Consider the following 18049-nt stretch of genomic DNA (forward strand, 5'->3'; position numbering starts at 1 on the left):
AGTAAAAATCGCATATATGATCAGGCGTTGTCGGTAGCTGCGTGGTTATCCAGCCCCAACGCGTGCAACCTGGCGTAATAGCCATTCATCGCGAGCAGTTCCTGATGGGAGCCGCGCTCGACGATACGCCCTTGATCCATGACCAAAATCAGGTCCGCCTTTTCGATAGTCGAAAGCCGGTGCGCGATCACTAATGTGGTGCGTCCTTTCATAACTTGATCAAGCGCGGCCTGGATATGTCGCTCTGATTCGGTATCCAGAGCCGAGGTTGCTTCGTCCAGCACGAGTACCGGAGCATCCTTGAGCAATGCTCGAGCAATCGCCAGACGCTGACGTTGACCGCCGGACAGCAGCACACCGTTCTCGCCTACCTGAGTATCGAGCCCCTCAGGCAACTGGTCGATAAACTCTTTAGCGTAAGCCGCTTCGACAGCGCGCTCAATTGCCTCTCGAGGTGCGCCAGCAAGATCGCCATAGGCTATGTTGTTGGCCACACTGTCGTTGAAGAGGGTAACTTGCTGAGTAACCAGGGCGATGTGCTGGCGTAAATTGCGCAGTTTGTAGTCTTCGACATCTACATCGTCGAGCAGGATCTGCCCGGTCTCGTGATGGTAAAAACGCGGGATTAGATTAGCGAGCGTCGATTTACCGCTTCCTGAACGGCCGACCAACGCAACCATCTGACCTGGGCTGGCGCTAAAAGATATCTCGCTAAGCACCTGTTTCTGCGCACCAGGATAGCTAAAACTGAGATTACTCACTTCCAAACGGCCGCTCACCCGGTCACGCACGACCGCTCCCTCGTCGATTTCGGGAGCTTCGTCCAGTTGCTCGAAAATGCTCTCCGCCCCTGCTACACCCTTCTGGATCGTTGAGCTGACCTCCGATAGCTGTCGAATCGGCTTGGGCAGCAAGCCGGCTGCGGTGATATAGGCAACCATGTCTCCCGCTGTGGCGTCACCACGTAAGAACAGCACAAGAAAGAGCAACACTGCCATAGCAACGTAAATCACCAGCTGCAACATCGGTGTGTAAATCGCTCCAGTCTTCGTCATACGGAGCTGTTTTTCAGTATTGTCCCGGCTGGCAACGGCAAAGCGCGCCGATTCGTATGCTTCCCCACCGAAGCTGCGTACCACCCGGTAGCCCTGGATAGTCTCGGACGCGACATGAGTAACATCGCCCATCGCAACCTGGATCTTACTGCTCTGCTTGCGAAACTTCTTGCTAGCGCTACTGACCATCAGGGCAATGATCGGCAGGATTGCTAGCATCACAAGGGTCAGCTTCCAGTTCATCCACAACAAATAGGCAAACAGAAACACTACTGTCAGGCCTTCGCGAATAACTACCTTGATAGCATCCGTGGCAGCGCCAGTAACCATCGTCACGTTGAACGTGATACGCGATATGAGATGCCCGGAATTATGATTGTCGAAATAACGGTTAGGCAGCCTCAACAGGCTGGCAAACAGTGAAAGCCGTAGGTCATGTACCAATCCAAGCGAAACCTTGGCAAGGTAAAAGTTACCAAGAAACGAGCCAATCCCCTGCCAGATGGCAATGAGGACGATCAGCAAGGGCACGAGTTGCAAAAGCTGCAAATCCTGCAAATAAGCTACGTCGGGAAATAGCACAGCATCGGGATTGGATAGACCATCAACGAAATATTTGAGAATCCCGGCAAGCATCGGTTGCGAAGACGCGAATATCACGTACCCCAAAATACTCAGTGCAAAGTGCCCAACGTAAGGTTTCACGTACCCCAGCAGGCGTAGATAAATCTTCAGACTGGATGAAGGCTGAGCTGCTGTTTCGACGATTTTGCTCATTAGTAACGGAGTACCGGAGAGAAGACAGGAGATTCTATCACGCCCTGCAAGCTCGACGGCTTCAGGCCGGCCAGCCTCGCCAGCGCAACGTAGAACCCAACGTAAACCGCCGTTTGGGGTAAACTGCGCAATTTGAAAAATAGCTTGGTACCCCTGCGCATGACCCCCCTCACCTATGATGAGTTTATATCGTTGCGGGGTAACGCCGAAACAATCGAGTCTGACGGACACGGGGAAAAGGTGTTACTCCTGAATGACGGAAGCTATCTAAAGCTATTCCGGCGCAAACGCCTGCTATCGTCTGCCGCCCTCTATCCCTATGCCGAACGCTTCGCTGACAATGCGGTCGCTTTGAATGATCGCGGCATCGCCTGCCCCCGCATATTAGGCGTGTACCGGGTATCCTCTCTGCGTCGCGACATCGTGCACTATGCGCCGCTTGAAGGACGGACGCTGCGCCAAGTGCATGACGAAGCCGAGAAGCGAGCCCTGCGTATCCGCTTCGGCGCTTTCGTCGCCGAACTGCATAACCAAGGCGTTTTTTTTCGCTCGCTGCATCTTGGAAATGTAGTGATTGGTCCCAGCGGAAGGCTTGGATTGATTGACATTGCAGACATGAGCGCCGGAAAACGAGCTCTGGGCAAGCGGAAGAGGCTACGCAATTTCCGCCATATCTTGCGCTATCCCAACGACCGAATATGGCTAATCAGCGATGGCGATCGTAGTTTTTTCAACAGTTACGCAGAGACAGCAAAATACAAAATTTCTGTCAATGAATTGATTCAGCTGTCGCCCGAACCTAGCCCCCATGGATGACCGTTTTGCCGTCTGAAATCATTGCCAAAGAGAAGAGCCGAGGTACCGTTCCCTCGCGTTTAATAACTTACCATGTGCTGCCAGTCGGCTGGCTGGCGCTGCTAACAGGTCTTTTTTGGATCGGCGATCGCGCCTTATTTCATAAGCTCTATTACGCGCTATTAGCAGCCCCAGCCCTGGCGGTTATGGTGATGCAGCCACGCCTAGCCCTGCGTGTCATAGCGCATCCACTGGTTGCCGCTTTTTTACTGTTTGGTGCCTATATGAGTCTGACTCTACTTTGGTCCGACAGTAATACAGCCGCGTTCTCCCTGATAAAGCGCCCCATATATGTTTTGGTGATGCTGGTGAGCGCAGCCATGCTAGCGCTAAAGCGTCCACCGGCACTCGAACAAGTCCTGCAAGTTGCAGCAGTCACCGCAGCAATAGCCGCTGGTCTTTCCTACGGTTACTTCATCTATAGTGGACACGCACCACTGGGCGGTCAGCGCTTTAACGGTTATGGCGCGCTTTATAACCCACTGCTGAGCGCCCATGTTTATGGCTTTTTCGCCGCGTTTTGGTTGGCGTACTGGTTCTCAGCACACAAACCGCTGGCGCCGCTGCCATTAGCCTGCCTAGCGACACTAGGAGTAGTACTTATCGCGACGGGATCAAGAACGCCGCTACTCGCGCTTTCGGTTACAGCGATCTGGTTATGCTTGGCTCATCTGAACCGTCGCAGCTTGCTACTTTTGCTTGCGATCACTGGCCTGGGGTTAGCGTTGCTGCTCTTCTACCCCACAGCGCTAACGGCGAGAGGTTTTTCCTACCGCCCTGATATCTGGGCCGAGGCCTTGAAGCTCGCGATTCAGCGCCCCCTGTTCGGTTATGGCTACGATCACCAACTGCTGCTTGAGCTAAAAGGCACCGGACGCGTCTTCAACGACCCGCATAACATCGAACTTGCCGTGCTGCTGGCCGGAGGCCTCATAGGGCTGGCCCTATGGCTAGCGTTATATGGAATTGCTGCGGTATACAGCTGGCGTAATCGGCACAAACCCGCGGTGCTGGTGGCCTCCGCACTGCTGGTGTTCGGCTTGGTTGCCGGACTGACGGAAGGTCGGGACTTCCTGTCCCGACCCAAGGAACATTGGTTCCTCATCTGGATCCCGTTCGCCCTGCTAATCAATGCCTGGCTTAAGTCGGAACCTGCAAATGAATCCACTTAAGCAGTTGGAACGGCGGCTGCGCAAAGCACTGCAGCGCTGGCTGGGTCGCCCTGAGCTTCCGCGCTTCCTTCGGCCACAGGCGAGGTTTCGTGAGCATTATCCCGACTATGAGATCGGCATAGGGAGCTACGGTCTACCCAAGGTCCATGATTGGCGGGAAGGAAGTACTCTGCGCATCGGCAGCTATTGCTCTATTGCCGATAACGTTCAGATTTTTCTTGGAGGCCATCATCGTACGGATTGGGTAACAACCTATCCGTTCCCGGCATACCTACCGGAAGCGAGCCATATAGAAGAATATGGCGGTACGCGTGGCGACGTGGAGATCGGTAGCGATGTATGGTTATGTGCCAACTGCGTCATTCTTTCAGGCGTAAGAATTGGCCATGGAGCAGTTGTAGCAAACGGCGCGGTAGTTAGCCGCGACGTCGAGCCGTACGCCATAGTCGCGGGCAACCCCGCGGCGCTCGTTCGATGGCGCTTCGATGAACCTACCCGCGATGCGCTACTCCAGTCAGCCTGGTGGAATTGGCCCGAAGAAGAGATACGAACAGTGGTTTCGTTGTTATGTAGCGAAGATCTTGCTGCATTCCTGTCTTATGCACGCTCACGGGCTTTGGCAGGCAACAGCAAGCGGTAAAGCCCCTTGATGGTCTTTTTATTCCATGCGCGCAGCGGTAATTCACGAAGTAATTTGCGTGCGAGTGTTTTATCCTGACGCGCGCATTTGAGAAACATCGAATTGCGGTAATTGGCGCAAACTTGCTTATAGGCCGGATGGTCACTGAAGCGTGAAAAAGTCATAAGCACGTTTTCGACCATGAAAGGATAATTCTTGTAGGTATTACTTGCATGGACTCGATAAAGCGCCAGAGTCTCCCCCAGCACATCAATAAACCAACCTGCATGAGTTATCTTGAGTTCGATAACTAAGTCCTCGAGACGGATATGCGGGTCGAAACCACCCACCGCTTCCAGCGCCTCGCGACGAAACAATAACGTTGCGGCGGGCGAGCCGGGCTTGCGATTGAGAAATACATCTTCGAAATCCAACCGCCGCCAATGGGGCGGCTTGTCATTGCCAAGCGGTGCGCCATCCGGACCGATACTCGTCACCGAGCCGGCACAGATACCCACCTCTGGCTTGTCCCGCATGTATTCGACCTGCAGCGCGAGCCTGTTAGGCAGCATGATGTCGTCAGAGCCAAAGGGCGCCACGTATTCGCCCGAGCTGCGTGCGATAGCGGCGTTGAGCGTCCGGGACAACCCCTGGTTCGCCTGTACCCGGAAATCGAAGCCAAACTCGCGCTGCAATTGATTGATTACCGAAACACTCTCATCGCTGGAGCCATCATCCACAACGAGCAGCTCGACGTTCGGGTACGTCTGGGCCATCACGCTGCGAATCGATGCTTCAATATACGGTGCGTGATTATAGGAAGCGATGATGACGCTAACTTTCGGATAGGTGTTGCTGCTTACCAAAATTTCCACCAAGGTAACGAGGGCACGGTAGCAAACGGCGCGGATATCACCGCCGCGATTTTGCTGGCAAGTTTTTCATAGGCGTGGTTGGCAAGCACATGCTCATGTCCCCGCAGCGCGACGACGCGGGCCAATTCGGGGTATTTACGCGCCCAGGCAAGACGTTTGCGCAACGAATCGATATCGTCGTACAGCAGCACGTTGACGCCATCCTCCAAACCCAGCGCATTCTCTTCACCCCGCCCCTGGCGCTTAGCCAAGAGCAGGCAACCGCACGCCATGGCTTCGAAGTTCTTGGCCATGTACTCATTCAGCCCAACATCAGCGCTTATGAAAATGTGAATCCGATTGAGTGTTTGCACATATTCATCAGCCGAATGGGTGCGCATGATCTGCAGCGGCTCCACCGCTGCAAGCGCTTCTAACAACGCACGACGAGCAGCGTAGGCCGCGCTGCCAAGCCGGCCAATAAACCCCAGCTGGATATCACGCTCGCAGTCCTGCAACTGCATACGTGCGGAATCAAATCCTTTCGGAATGAAATGCGCATCGACTCCGGCGGCCCGCAAATGTTGCGTTACCATAAAGCCAGTACTGATTACTCGCACGCCAGGCAACTGCTTGTAGAAGCGCACGAAATGACCCTGCCACTTGGAGCCGGACATGAAGTCAAGATAGGCGTCTTCTTCATAGAGCGTCAGCGATGGGAGGCTGCGTAAGAACCGGCCCTGAGTACAAATGTGCTTGAACATGAGGTCCAAAATGATGCACTCATAGCCGCATACAACTTGCGTAGCGAAGTAACTTTTTAGCCCTCGCTGCTGGCTCTTATTGAGAAAGCGGACCTCAACGTCACCATACGCCCGCAACGACAACCACAGACTGCGATTGTCCAGAGCACGATCGGCACTTGTAAGCACGAGGACTCGCATGTCAAGTGCTCCCAAGCATACGAAGGTATTTGCGCGTATAGGACCAATTGAATATCACCGTCCAGTCATAGCGCAGCGCCTCTCGATAGTAATGCCGGGCCTCCGCCAACTCCCCAGCATTCTGGAAGGTACGAAACAGGGATAGGCAGCGCTGTGCTGCATAGGGCCGCTTGAGCCTCTGCAAAGAGGCCGGCATGCGCTTTTCCGAAAACACCTCGTCAACCAGTTTGAGCTGTGCTGCACGGGCATGGATCACGTTATGTCGCAAACTGGTGTCGTGCTTGTGAATTAAAGCCAACGGATGGTTCAGTACTGAACATGGGTAGCGTGCCAGAACCTGAGCAAACACTGGGATATCCTCACCGCTACGCAGCGTCTCGGGATAGTTTGCCAAAGCGAACACTTCACGGTGCATGGCGCAAGCGCCATTCGAAAGGGCAATTGTCTTGTCCAGAAGATAAGCATGAACTCGAGCGCAGGCACTCGTAGGCAGCGGGCGCAGCGGATGCCTACGTTGACCGCCGTCCGTCGACACAGAGCAATGCTCGCCAATTATCATTCGAGTTTCGGGGTGACTATCGATGTGTTCGGCCAGCAGCCGTAGCGCGTTCGGCGTTAACTCATCATCGGCATCGAGGAATAGCAAAAAACGCCCTCGCGTTTGCGCGATACCGAGATTGCGCACCGAGGCCGGACCGCCATTTTCTTTATGAATTACGCGCATACTCGCGCCGGCGTGATTCTGCAGATTGTCAAGAACGGCGCGGGTGTCGTCAGTTGAACCATCGTTGATGACCAACAATTCCACTGTCGCATCAATCTGCGGCAGCACAGAGCCCACCGCACGGGGCAAAGTGTGCGCATAGTTGTACGTCGGGATAATCACCGACAGCAACAGCTCATGCTGATCGCACGGTGCAGTCATCGGGGAACACGCTCATGCTTACGGACTAAGGTTCCGAACGCCCGCTCGACCCGACCGACTCCGAGGAAACGCTTCCAGCCGTGCTTGGATACTCCCACCGATAACAGTGGCCGGACCACGGCATTCATTCCCCAGCCCGGCCGCCAGCAGAATCCATCCCGCCGCTTGCGAAACAATGTCACCACTGGTGTGCCCAGCGCCGAGGCCAGGTGCCCCACGCCAGAATCGTTACCAATCACATATCCGGATTCGTACAGGTGAGCCGCCAGCTCACAGGCATTAGCGAAGCGGGGAATCGGAAACTCGCTTCCCAGACGAGGCGACCAAAGAGCAAGCTCCTTGGGGGACACAACGAACTGAGGCTCATAGCCTTGACGCTGTAATCGTCGCGCCAGCCGCAAGTACTTCTGGTGAGGCCAGTTCTTTTTCTCACTATAAGAGCTTGGATGCAGCATGACCCTGCGAGCGTAGCGCCGGGCGCGCAATGTTGCTGGCATGACGAAGCCTGGGTCAGCGCACGCGTCGTCCAGCCCCAACCGCACATTGCAAAAGGCAACTGCTTGGTCAACCATCGAGACCCTGTCATCGTCGAGCACGCGCAGCGGGCCTGCACAGGTCGCCAGACGCTTCATCAACCGAGCCTTCTTTGGCCCGATACGCTGCTCGATCCGGTCAGAGTGATCTTTGACGTAACAGGAATCCACCCTCAGCGTACCCACAAAAACGAAACGCTCCGCCAGCTGTGCCTGGTCGGAGTCGGCCCTAGTAACAATGCTGCCGCAATCGGACAGCACCAGATCATAGTCATCGCAAATTTCCAGGGTCCTGCCGATCTCAGGAAACGGCAACATCTCCAGCCCAGGCAGCCACTCGGCGAAGTGCGCCAGATGATTGCTTAGCATCGTCACTCGATAACCAGCACGGGCCAAGTTGCTGGCGATGACAAGATAAATCAAGCTATCACCCAGCCCCATCGAAGGCACCACCGCGATACGGCATTCGTTACGCTCAGACCTATCCGTCGCTCGCGTTCCGCGAGATGCGTATTGCACAGCCATGCTTATTCCCGGTCACTCTTGTTATTGTCAGGTTACTGCTTCACCACCAACACATCCTCCATGATCAGATACTGCAGATCCGATCCATAGAACATGTTCAGCGCATCGGTTGGAGAGCAAATCATCGGTTCTCCACGGCGGTTAAGCGATGTATTGAGCGATACACCGTTACCAGTGATCTTCTCCAACTCAAGCATCAGGTCATACCAGCGGGGGTTATGGCGCCGCTCCAGGACTTGGGCGCGCGAGGTGCCGTCCTCGTGCACCACCTCGCCGACGCGCTCCTTCCAGTCCTCGTTGACCTCGAAGGTGAAAGTCATGAAAGGACTCGGATGATCGACCTTGAGCATCTGCGGCGCGACGGTGTCGAGCATCGACGGGCAAAAGGGTCTCCAGCGTTCACGGAACTTGATCTGCTCGTTGATGCGGTTGGCGACACCGGGCACGCTTGGGCAACCAATGATCGAGCGCCCGCCCAATGCACGCGGGCCAAACTCCATGCGACCCTGAAACCAGGCAACCGGGTTGCCCTCGACCATGATCTTTGCGATACGCTGCGGCATGTCTTCGATCTGCGTCCAGGTCGGCTTGTTCGGATGGCGCGCGCATGCCGCAATGATGTCCTCATTTGAGTAGGACGGCCCAAGATAGACGTGCTCCATCTTCTCCACCGGCACGCCGCGCTGCACCGATACATAGGCCGCAGCACCAACGGCAGTACCAGCGTCACCAGAGGCTGGCTGAACGAAGAGCTCCTTGACCTCGTCGCGGGCGATGATCTTCTGGTTGAGCTTGACGTTCAACGCGCAGCCGCCGGCGAAAGCGATCTTGCCGGTCTCACGAATGATGTCACCCAAGTAATAGTCCATCATTTGCAGGGCGAGCTTTTCGAACAGCGCCTGCATCGCCGCCGCATAGTGAATGTAGGGATCGTCGGCAATATCGCCTTCGCGCTTCGGCCCTAGCCACTCGATCAGTTTGGGCGAGAAGTAATAACCCTTGCCCTTTTCCTTGTAGCGGCGAAAACCGATGACATTGGCGTAATCGGTATTGATGGTCAGCTCGCCGTTCTCAAACTTAGCCAGGCGGGAAAAATCATATTTGGTCGCGTCGCCGTATGGCGCCATGCCCATGACCTTGAATTCGCCGTCGAGCATCTCGAAACCGAGGAATTCGGTGATGGCACCATAAAGGCCTCCCAGCGAATCCGGATCGTAGAATTCTTTTATCTTGTGGATCCGGCCGTTCTCGCCATAGCCAAAGAACGTGGTTGCGTACTCACCCTTTCCATCGATGCCAAGAATCGCGGTTTTTTCCGTAAAGCCTGAACAGTGATAAGCGCTTGATGCATGGGCAAGATGATGCTCGACCGGCTCGATCTTGATTTTTTTCAGATCGAAGCCGAGCTGCTGCAGGCACCACTGGATACGCTTGTGGTAGCGCTTGTAGCGACGATTGCCGAAGAGAATGGCATCGAGTGCGCGATCGGGTGCGTACCAGTAGCGCTTGGCGTAATGCCAGCGGGCCTTCTCCAAGATGCTGATCGGCGCAAAAGGGATCGCCACCACGTCGACGTCGGACGGCTTGATCCCGGCCTGTTCCAGGCAGAACTTGGCCGACTCATAAGGCATGCGATTCTTGGCATGCTTGTCGCGCACGAATCGCTCCTCCTCCGCTGCAGCGATCAACTTGCCGTTGACGTACAGCGCCGCGGAAGGATCGTGACTGAGGGCGCCGGAAAGGCCGAGAATCGTCAATGCCACTGTAAAAAGCCTCTTGAAATCAGCTTGGAGCCTAAAGCCTGAAGCCTATAGCCCCGCGTTGTAATACACAGCCCGTGGGCATTCTTTTCAGCCTCGGCATTCTGCTTCAGGCCGTCTTCGGTAAACGTTGATCCAGCAGACGGCACAAAACGCTATCTGCCGGCCAGTTGCGCAATAAACGGTCACGATCCTTCGCGAAAGCCTGACGGAACTTAGCCACGCTACGATGCTGACGTAGCGCATCCAGATCGATCAAAGCCCAGCAGCCATCTCGCCAGAGCAGGTTGGTGCCTTTAAGGTCCCCATGGCTGATACGCTCGCGAATCAGGGCAGCGAAAAGTTGCTCCAATGCCAGCAGTTCGCGTTCGGGGGGCGTGGCGTCCACGTAAGGCTCGAAACGCGCGATTATATCCTGCCCACTTACATACTCGGTAATCAGATAACTGCGCCCGCGCAGCCCCCAGCGACGCGTTTCGATTACGGCTAGAGGCTGGGGTGTGGCGATGCCCAGCATATCCAGACGGTGTGCTTCGACCCAGCTGTGCCAAGCTCGGGACGGCCGCCAGCAGCGTTTCAGCCAATGGGCCAGGTTCTTGATGTTGTAGCGCTTGATAACAAGCGCTTCGCCCAGCACATCGACACGCGCAACCGTGGAGCTCCCCCCTTTTTTGAGCGCTACGCCTCCGGCGAGATAGTCATCCGGGGCGTCCAAGACCGTTTTCAACTGTGCCTCACGCTCCCGGCGCACGGCCACCAGGCCGCTACCATCACGACGCACGCTAAACGCCGTGCAATCACGACCGACCTTGTTCAAATAACTGGTGAGCCGCTTCCGCCGCGCCGCTTGCACCTTGTCGAGCAACGCCTCGAGTGGAAGCGCTTGCGTGCTGTTGACCAGCAGATAGCTAACCAGCAACTCTTCGATAAACGGCTCCAGTACGGCCGGCAACTGCGCAAAGAACAGCCCTAGATTTTCCAGGGCAAGATCTCTAGACAAAGGTTGGCCTGGCACCTCTCCGAGAACGCCACCACCATCGATCAGGTACAGCTGCTGATCTCGGCGCAACAGGTTGTCCAGATGCAAATCGCTTTGCCAGAGCCCTTTTGCGTGCAGGCGGGCGATCTCCGCCAGCGCACTGTCCAGCACCGACCGTTGCCCGTCACTCAACGGCACCTGATGAGCCACCTCGAGCCAGTCGTCATGCAGGCTGCGCGCGCCCTCGAGATACTCAAAAAGCAGCCAACCGCCTGCACGCTCGTCAAAACCTTGCTCCAGCAGCGCCGGCGTAGTCATTTGTTGCCCAGCAAGCAGTTGCGCGCCAATGAGCTCGCGCTCGAAATGCTGGCGCGCTCGATCCCCCACAAGCAGCTTGGCCAGTACAGAATGCCCCCGCCACTGCGCCCGCGCCACGTAGCGCTGACCTGGCAGGACCCGAAGCCATTGTTCGATACGCAACTGGCCGGCGCCCAGCGCGACACTTAGCGGTAGCGCTGGGTTTCGTCCGGCCAGACGCATTTCGTCGAGATTCATGCCTGCGCATCCTTGTGTTGACGGCGCGTCTGAACGCGGCTCAACCAGAGATCAACCGCATGGCTGTTACCTTCCTCTTCGCCCAAATAAGCCGCTAACAGGCAGCGCAATTCATCCTCGTTCCAGAAACCGACGCGGCGAATCAAGGCCTCGAGATCGCGTATTCGCCCCCTATCAGTGAATAATGTACGGGTCTTCTCCAAGTCGATCAGACACGCCTCGTAGCCACCGGAACTCTTCCGAAGGAAGATGTGTTTTGGATAGAAACTACCGTGCGTCTCACGTGCTTCGTGCAGCTGCCGGGCTAGGCGCCCACACGCAATAAGGGCCGCCCGCTGGAGCATCGTCCCGAGTCTGCCCCACTGAGCGAGTAGGTAGCTCAGGTCTTGCCAATCATCAAGCGCACGAGTTAACAGAACGGCACGGAAGGTGCCTTGAACACGACGTTGGGCGAAAAACGCTGCACTGAGAGTTGGCACCTGCTTGCGCTGATAGCGGCGGATATTGCGAAACTCCGCCGCAAAACTCGGCTCTCCGAGAGGGTGGCGCAAACTACGCGACAGATAGTTGCTCTGCCGCTTGAGGTAATATCCGACACCACCGATATCCAGTCGGGACACACTGCTCCACCCGTCGCGAGCGGTGTTGGGTGCATCAACGGCGTCGAGTTCCAAGGCCCACAGGGCATCGAAGCTATCCAGGCCTGCCCTACGCAGGGCACCGGCATCCTCCGGCGAAATGAACTCGATCATTCGCGCCCCTCGAAATAGGTCAGTATTTTTCTGATCAACGCTTTATCGCCGGGACCAATCCGCTGGTGCTGACGGTAGAGCAGGAAGAAACGCAGTCGCTGAGTACGCGACAACGTGTATCTCGCCACTTTGTCCAGACAAGCCAAGTCTTTGACGATCCGGTGATTGAGCAGCGGGCCCCACCAGAAATCCCCCGACGGGCAATCGATAAGAAACAATTCACCCGCCTCATTGACCAACAAGTTCCGCCATTTCAAATCGTTATGGGCGAAGTGATGATCATGCAAAGCGCGCGTTGCGCCAGCTACTTGTTCGCTGACGCGTTGAACCCACCGGCGGTCCGCTAACCTAGGATCGGCAGCGCACGCCATGGCAGCCATATCCGTGGTCCCAGGCACCTCCACTGTGATCAATGCGCCACGCTGAAAGAAGCCTGCCCGTCGCTGCATACCCCAGGCGATCAAGGGTGCAACGGCAATCCCCCAATCGCTGAAATATTGCAGATTCTGCCACTCAGCCTCGACTCTCGGGCGCCCAATGAAACGCCGTAAACCTTTACCGGCAGCCCAATAGCGCTTCACGTAAAAACGCTCGCCAGCAATGCTGACCCGGATGACCTCGGATAATGGATCCCTTGCGATCCGCTCGCCATCCAGAGCGAAAACGGCATCCAGATCACCAAACGCATGAGCGACGTCAGCACTTAGCTCGCCGACGGTTTGCCAATCGCTCATTCCTGGGCTCCAGGTGCGTATTTGCGCTGGAAGCGGTTTTGCAACTGTCCGGCCTTGCGCTCCAGACGCGACAGCAGTGCCACCTCATCACGCAAGATCTGGCGCAGCGGCACTTGGAAATAGCCCCTTAGAAATCTCAATTTGTCGCGATTGGTCAGGCCGATGCCCAACGCTGAGAAATACAAACCAGCCAGGTCCTTGTCGCGCCAACGACGCGGTGTCTCGCGGCGCACCTGGGCACGATGCAGGTCGATCAGCGACAGGCGAAAATCGCTGGCGATCACCGGTTTGTCGGTATGCAGCAGGAAATGGCAGAGGTAGCAGTCGCGATGATTGACACCCGCGCGGTGCATGGTTCCGGCCATACGCGCGACCTCGGCGATCAGTGCGCGCTTGAGTCGGGGCTCAGGTGGGGCTTGTAGCCAATCGGCGCTGTAGTCCTCGAGGCTGGTCGTCGGCGCCAGCTCTTCAGTCACGATAAACGAATGCTGAGCTGCAGGATTGCTGCCGCGCTCGCCATAGGCCACCGCCGTCATTGTCGGCACGCCGACCTCGTGCAGGCGCTGGATGGCGCGCCACTCCTGTCCGGCACCGAGCACCGGCAGCTTGGCGGTCGCGAGATTCTTGACGATCTCCGCCCAGCCAATACCGCGGTGGATCTTGACGAAGTAACCGCGTCCCTGGACCTCGGTACGCAAAGTGCGCCGGCCGTCGAGCTCACGATAGACCTGGCCCTGAAGCTGCTCGACCGCCTCGAACGGGTCAACGTCCGCCCAGAGCGTCTGGAAGGGCTCGGCAAGGATCAAAATCATGGTCGCTCCGCCAGAATCACATCGGCCGCCCGTACGGGCATGCTGTAAAGGTCGGCGCGGTCAGCATAAGCCAATGCGTTGTGTGCCCAGCGATTGCGCTGCGCGTCATCGGCGAGCATCTCGGCCAGCATGCGATTGAGCTGGTTTTGATCGAACGGGCTGGACACCACGCGACCGCAGTCGGCGTCCGCGATGTAGTGGGCGTAGCCGCAGACATCGGTAACCAGCACCGGCAATCCGGCGACCAGCGCTTCCAGCAGGACCGTTCCGGTGTTCTCGTTATAGGCCGGATGGATCAGCAGATCGGCCCCGAGCAGAAAACGCGGAATGTCGCTGCGCCCCTTGAGGAACTCGACCTGACTGGACACCCCCAGCGTCTTGGCCTGCATCTGGAAGGGTTTCGGATCGTCCTGCCCGATAACGAACAGGCGCACGCGCTTTTTCAACTCGCGTGGGAGCGACGCCAGCGCCTTGAGGCTGCGGTCGAGGCCTTTGGTCTTGAAGCCGGAGCCGATCTGCACCAGCAACAGCTCGTCGCCGCCCAGTGCGAATTCGTCGCGGAACGCCAGGCGAATTTCAGCAGCATTGCTCGGCGCACGCCGATCCTGCGCAATGCCTGGCGGGAGCAGGTGGAAGCGCTCGGTGGGTGTCGCGTAGTGTTTGACGAACAGCGGCTGCTGAACCTCGGAAATCATCAGTATTTCGGTCTTTGACCGCGGTTCGAACACCGCGCGCTCGTACTCGGCGAAATGCTTGTAACGGCCCCAGCGACGATAGATCGGATTGCGCAGGGTCTGCGCCTTGTCTTCGAAACAGGGATCGGCCGCATAGTAGACGTCGAGCCCAGGCATCTTGTTGAAGCCGACCACCCGATCCACCGGACGCTTTGCCAGATCCGCCTCGACCCAGGTGGTGAAGCGCTCGTTACGGGTGTGGTTGAAGATTGCCTTGACCGGCGCGATCAGCACCTCGAAGCCGTCAGGCACCTCACCTTCCCAGATCATCGCGTAGACTCGAATGGCATGGCCGCGACGCTGGCATTCCAGTGCGATGCGCATGAAGTCGCGTTGCAGTCCGCCGAACGGGAAATACTTGTACAAAATGAAGGCCAGCTGCATCAGGGTGTCTCCGATGACCGTAACAGGGCCTTGAGTTCGCTGGCGACACGCTCGGGTGGCAAGTCGTCGAAGCAAGGTTTGTGGCGATCGCCTTTACCGGCGTTCGGGCCCGTCGCGCACAGGTGCACCTGCGAGCGGCCATAGGCGCCAACACGGCCCGGCAAGGTAGGGCCGTAAAGCGAAATACTCGGAACATCCAGCGCAGCGGCCAGATGTCCAAGCCCGGTATCGACGGCGACGCAGGCACGCGCACCGGCGATTACCTTAGCGATTCCACCGAGATTCAATCTGGGCAATACCGATACGCTATCCAGTCCCTGCGCGATACGCTCAGCACGCGCCTTTTCGTCAGCGTTGCCCCACGGCAGGCGGATCGCCCAGCCGAAATCGCTCATACGCTCGGCCAATTCGCGCCAGTAAGGTTCCGGCCAATGTTTGCTCGGCCAAGTAGTGCCGTGCAGAAACAGGAGATAGGGCTGCTCGTTGGATGTCGCCAGCAGGCTGCGATCCAGCCCGTAATCGGCAGTCGCTTCGGGGACCGAATAACCGAGCGACTGCGCGAACAGCTGCCGCACACGCTCAAGGGCATGCTGATCACGTGGCACGACGTAGCGGCGATCGTAAAAACGCGACGCCAGCGGTTCCCGCGCCGAGTCCCGGTCCAGACCGGCGACCGAGGCTTGAACGTAACGGGTCAGCCAGGCGCTCTTGAGCAGACCTTGTGCATCGATGACCAAGTCATAGCGGGCCTCACGCAGACGCGTCTTGAAGCGGCGCCATTCACCAGAACGAAGCGTTTGCAGGGGATGCTTTCGCCAACGGCGGATCGCCACGGGAATGACCTGGGCCACTGCCGGATGCCAGGCCGGAATCTCGGCGAAGCCCTCCTCCACGACCCAGTCGAACTGAATGCCAGGTATCGCGCGCTGCGCGTCGGTCAACGCCGGAAGCGTATGCACGACATCACCCAACGAGGATGTCTTGATCAACAACACCCTCACTCAACGCACCTCGACCGGCTGTGGCACCAGGCGATCCAGTGCGTCAATCACCGAACGCGGCCCGAGTTCGCGCATGCAGTTGTTGTGACCGAAACGGCAGGTGCGCTCGAAGCATGGGCTGCAATCGAGGCCCAGGCGCACGACCTCGACCTGATCGGATAGCGGCGGAGTAAACGCTGGCGAGGTGGAACCATAGACCGACACCAGCGGGCGGCCGAGAGCGGCAGCCACGTGCATCAGCCCGGAATCGTTCGAGACCACCGCCTCGGCGCACGACAGCAGATCGATTGCTTCAGCCAGGCTGGTTTCGCCGGCAAGATTGCGCGCCTCTTCGCGCAAACCAGGGATCAATCGCTGGAGAATATCCTCGCCCACGGCATGGTCGTTCTTCGAGCCGAACAGCCAAACCTGCCAGCCCTCGCGGATTTTCGCTTCGGCCACCTCGGCGAAGTGCTCGGTCGGCCAGCGCTTGGATTCGCCGAATTCAGCGCCCGGACACAACGCCAGCACGGGCCGATCCATACTCAGGTCGAAACGCACCAGCGCAGCATCGCGACTTTCAGCGTCGATGCGCAGTGACGGCCGCGGATAGGGCTTGGGCAGCTCGGCACCAGGTTCGAAGGCCAGCGCCATGAAGCGCTCTATCATCAGCGGATAGCGCTGCTTATCCAGCTTGCGCATGTCATTGAGCAAGCCGAAGCGCATTTCGCCGCGCCAGCCGGTGCGTTTGGGAATCCCGGCGAAAAACGGCACCAGCGCCGATTTCAGCGAATTGGGCAGCAGGATCGCCTGCTGATACTGGCCTCGCAGGCTTTGCGCAATGTTGCGCCGGGTCGCCATGTCCAGCACGCCGTGCCCCACCGGGAAGCTCAGCGCCTGACGTACTTCTGGCATCCGTTCGAGGATCGGCCGGCTCCACTCGGGTGCGAGCACGTCGATTTGGCAATCCGGATGGCGCTGTTTCAGGCAGACGAACAGCGTCTGCGCCATCACCATGTCGCCGACCCAGCTGGGACCCACAATCAGAATATTCATAAGCTACAAGCCATAGGCTCGAAGCTGGAAGCGAGCGCCGGGGTTATTTCAATCCGGCTTTTTGGCTTCCAGCTTCAGGCTTTATTTGACCAGCGTCCGCCACTCGGCGTGCGCATCGGTCTTGCCAGACACCAGATCGAAATAGGCCTTCTGGATGCGCTCGGTGACCGGGCCGCGACGACCAATGCCGATATTGCGGCCGTCGACTTCGCGAATCGGCGTGACTTCGGCGGCAGTGCCGGTGAAGAAAGCTTCGTCGGCGATGTAGACCTCGTCACGGGTGATGCGCTTTTCCACCACCTTGATGCCCAGCTCGTCGGCCAGGGTCAATACGGTGCCGCGGGTGATGCCGTTGAGGCAGGCGGTCACTTCCGGGGTGTAGATCACACCATTCTTGATGATGAAGATGTTCTCGCCGGAGCCTTCGGCCACGTAGCCTTCCGGATCCAGCATCAGCGCCTCGTCGGCGCCGCCTGAAATGGCTTCCTGCAGGGCCAGCATCGAATTGATGTAGGCACCGTTGGATTTGGCGCGGGTCATGCTGATGTTGACGTGGTGACGGGTAAAGGAGCTGGTGCGCACCTTGATGCCCATCTCCAGCGCCTCGTCACCCATGTAGGCACCCCAATGCCAGGCAGCGACGATCACATGAACTTTCAGGCCGCTGGCGCGCAGGCCCATGCCTTCGGATCCGTAGAAGACCATCGGGCGGATGTAGGCGCTTTCCAGATTATTCTCACGCACGGCGGCGCGGGTCGCTTCGTTGATTTCTTCCTTCGAATACGGCATCCGCATGTTCATGATGTGCGCCGAATCGAACAGACGATCGGTGTGCGCCTGAAGGCGGAAGATCGCGGTGCCAGCCGGTGTGTCGTAGGCGCGCACGCCCTCGAAAACGCCCATGCCGTAATGCAGGGTATGAGTCAGTACATGGGTGGTCGCGTCGCGCCACTGCACCAGCTCACCGTCATACCAGATCACGCCATCACGATCGGCCATCGACATTGTTGCCACCTCGGAATTCGATAAATGCTGTGTTTGCAG

17 protein-coding genes are annotated in these 18049 nt (G+C 57.6%); 3 read left to right on the plus strand and 14 right to left on the minus strand.

Annotation, left to right across the window (positions count from 1 at the left end; all coding sequences use genetic code 11):
• Nucleotides 1-20 precede the first annotated feature (20 nt).
• The gene (msbA, locus tag MCB86_RS12790) at nucleotides 21-1832 is read right to left on the minus strand and encodes a lipid A export permease/ATP-binding protein MsbA (RefSeq protein ID WP_239611156.1); all 1812 of its coding nucleotides are present in this window, start codon (nucleotides 1830-1832) and stop codon (nucleotides 21-23) included.
• 159 nt (nucleotides 1833-1991) lie between these two features.
• On the opposite strand from msbA, the gene MCB86_RS12795 reads away from it, so the two are divergent.
• From MCB86_RS12795 to MCB86_RS12805, 3 genes are read left to right on the plus strand one after another with little or no spacing between them, the layout of a single operon-like run.
• Entirely contained in the window at nucleotides 1992-2648 is a 657-nt protein-coding gene (locus tag MCB86_RS12795; protein WP_239611157.1) for a toluene tolerance protein, read from the plus strand.
• Between the two features lie 5 nt (nucleotides 2649-2653).
• Nucleotides 2654-3859, plus strand: coding sequence for an O-antigen ligase family protein (locus MCB86_RS12800; protein ID WP_230623704.1), 1206 nt, complete (start codon nucleotides 2654-2656; stop codon nucleotides 3857-3859).
• The gene (locus MCB86_RS12805) at nucleotides 3846-4499 is read left to right on the plus strand and encodes a CatB-related O-acetyltransferase (RefSeq protein WP_239611158.1); all 654 of its coding nucleotides are present in this window, start codon (nucleotides 3846-3848) and stop codon (nucleotides 4497-4499) included. Before MCB86_RS12800 ends, MCB86_RS12805 begins: the two co-directional genes overlap by 14 nt.
• Here the strand turns inward: MCB86_RS12805 and MCB86_RS12810 are convergent.
• The 13 genes from MCB86_RS12810 to ilvE form a co-directional block, all read right to left on the minus strand.
• Nucleotides 4457-5347, minus strand: a complete 891-nt coding sequence (locus MCB86_RS12810) for a glycosyltransferase family A protein (RefSeq protein WP_045164363.1) — start codon at nucleotides 5345-5347, stop codon at nucleotides 4457-4459. The genes MCB86_RS12805 and MCB86_RS12810 overlap by 43 nt on opposite strands.
• Entirely contained in the window at nucleotides 5338-6276 is a 939-nt protein-coding gene (locus MCB86_RS12815; RefSeq protein ID WP_045163867.1) for a glycosyltransferase, read from the minus strand. The genes MCB86_RS12810 and MCB86_RS12815 overlap by 10 nt, the downstream gene beginning before the upstream one ends.
• 1 nt (nucleotide 6277) lies before the next feature.
• On the minus strand, nucleotides 6278-7201 hold the full coding sequence (locus MCB86_RS12820) for a glycosyltransferase family 2 protein (protein WP_045163868.1): 924 nt from the start codon (nucleotides 7199-7201) through the stop codon (nucleotides 6278-6280).
• Complete coding sequence (locus MCB86_RS12825; protein ID WP_080890665.1) at nucleotides 7198-8259, minus strand: glycosyltransferase family 9 protein; 1062 nt, start codon at nucleotides 8257-8259, stop codon at nucleotides 7198-7200. The genes MCB86_RS12820 and MCB86_RS12825 overlap by 4 nt, the downstream gene beginning before the upstream one ends.
• A 32-nt stretch (nucleotides 8260-8291) precedes the next feature.
• Nucleotides 8292-10022 (minus strand): carbamoyltransferase, encoded by a 1731-nt coding sequence (locus MCB86_RS12830; protein WP_045163869.1) that lies wholly within the window; start codon nucleotides 10020-10022, stop codon nucleotides 8292-8294.
• 106 nt (nucleotides 10023-10128) lie between these two features.
• Nucleotides 10129-11553, minus strand: a complete 1425-nt coding sequence (locus MCB86_RS12835) for a lipopolysaccharide kinase InaA family protein (RefSeq protein ID WP_045163870.1) — start codon at nucleotides 11551-11553, stop codon at nucleotides 10129-10131.
• Nucleotides 11550-12305 carry a lipopolysaccharide kinase InaA family protein gene (locus tag MCB86_RS12840; RefSeq protein ID WP_045163871.1) on the minus strand — a complete coding sequence of 252 codons (756 nt, stop codon included), beginning with the start codon at nucleotides 12303-12305 and terminating at the stop codon, nucleotides 11550-11552. The genes MCB86_RS12835 and MCB86_RS12840 overlap by 4 nt, the downstream gene beginning before the upstream one ends.
• The gene (locus MCB86_RS12845; protein WP_045163872.1) at nucleotides 12302-13039 is read right to left on the minus strand and encodes a lipopolysaccharide kinase InaA family protein; all 738 of its coding nucleotides are present in this window, start codon (nucleotides 13037-13039) and stop codon (nucleotides 12302-12304) included. The genes MCB86_RS12840 and MCB86_RS12845 overlap by 4 nt, the downstream gene beginning before the upstream one ends.
• On the minus strand, nucleotides 13036-13851 hold the full coding sequence (gene rfaP / locus MCB86_RS12850) for a lipopolysaccharide core heptose(I) kinase RfaP (protein WP_045163873.1): 816 nt from the start codon (nucleotides 13849-13851) through the stop codon (nucleotides 13036-13038). The genes MCB86_RS12845 and rfaP overlap by 4 nt, the downstream gene beginning before the upstream one ends.
• On the minus strand, nucleotides 13848-14969 hold the full coding sequence (locus MCB86_RS12855) for a glycosyltransferase family 4 protein (protein ID WP_045163874.1): 1122 nt from the start codon (nucleotides 14967-14969) through the stop codon (nucleotides 13848-13850). Before MCB86_RS12855 ends, rfaP begins: the two co-directional genes overlap by 4 nt.
• Nucleotides 14969-15970: a lipopolysaccharide heptosyltransferase I gene (gene waaC, locus MCB86_RS12860; protein WP_045163875.1), complete on the minus strand. Its 1002-nt coding sequence runs from the start codon at nucleotides 15968-15970 to the stop codon at nucleotides 14969-14971. The genes MCB86_RS12855 and waaC overlap by 1 nt, the downstream gene beginning before the upstream one ends.
• The gene (gene waaF / locus MCB86_RS12865; RefSeq protein ID WP_045163876.1) at nucleotides 15971-17005 is read right to left on the minus strand and encodes a lipopolysaccharide heptosyltransferase II; all 1035 of its coding nucleotides are present in this window, start codon (nucleotides 17003-17005) and stop codon (nucleotides 15971-15973) included.
• Between the two features lie 81 nt (nucleotides 17006-17086).
• On the minus strand, nucleotides 17087-18010 hold the full coding sequence (gene ilvE / locus MCB86_RS12870) for a branched-chain-amino-acid transaminase (protein ID WP_045163877.1): 924 nt from the start codon (nucleotides 18008-18010) through the stop codon (nucleotides 17087-17089).
• Nucleotides 18011-18049: the final 39 nt, after the last annotated feature.

It is taken from the genome of Pseudomonas sp. KSR10 (genome assembly GCF_022355455.1).
Taxonomy (GTDB): domain Bacteria; phylum Pseudomonadota; class Gammaproteobacteria; order Pseudomonadales; family Pseudomonadaceae; genus Stutzerimonas; species Stutzerimonas stutzeri_E.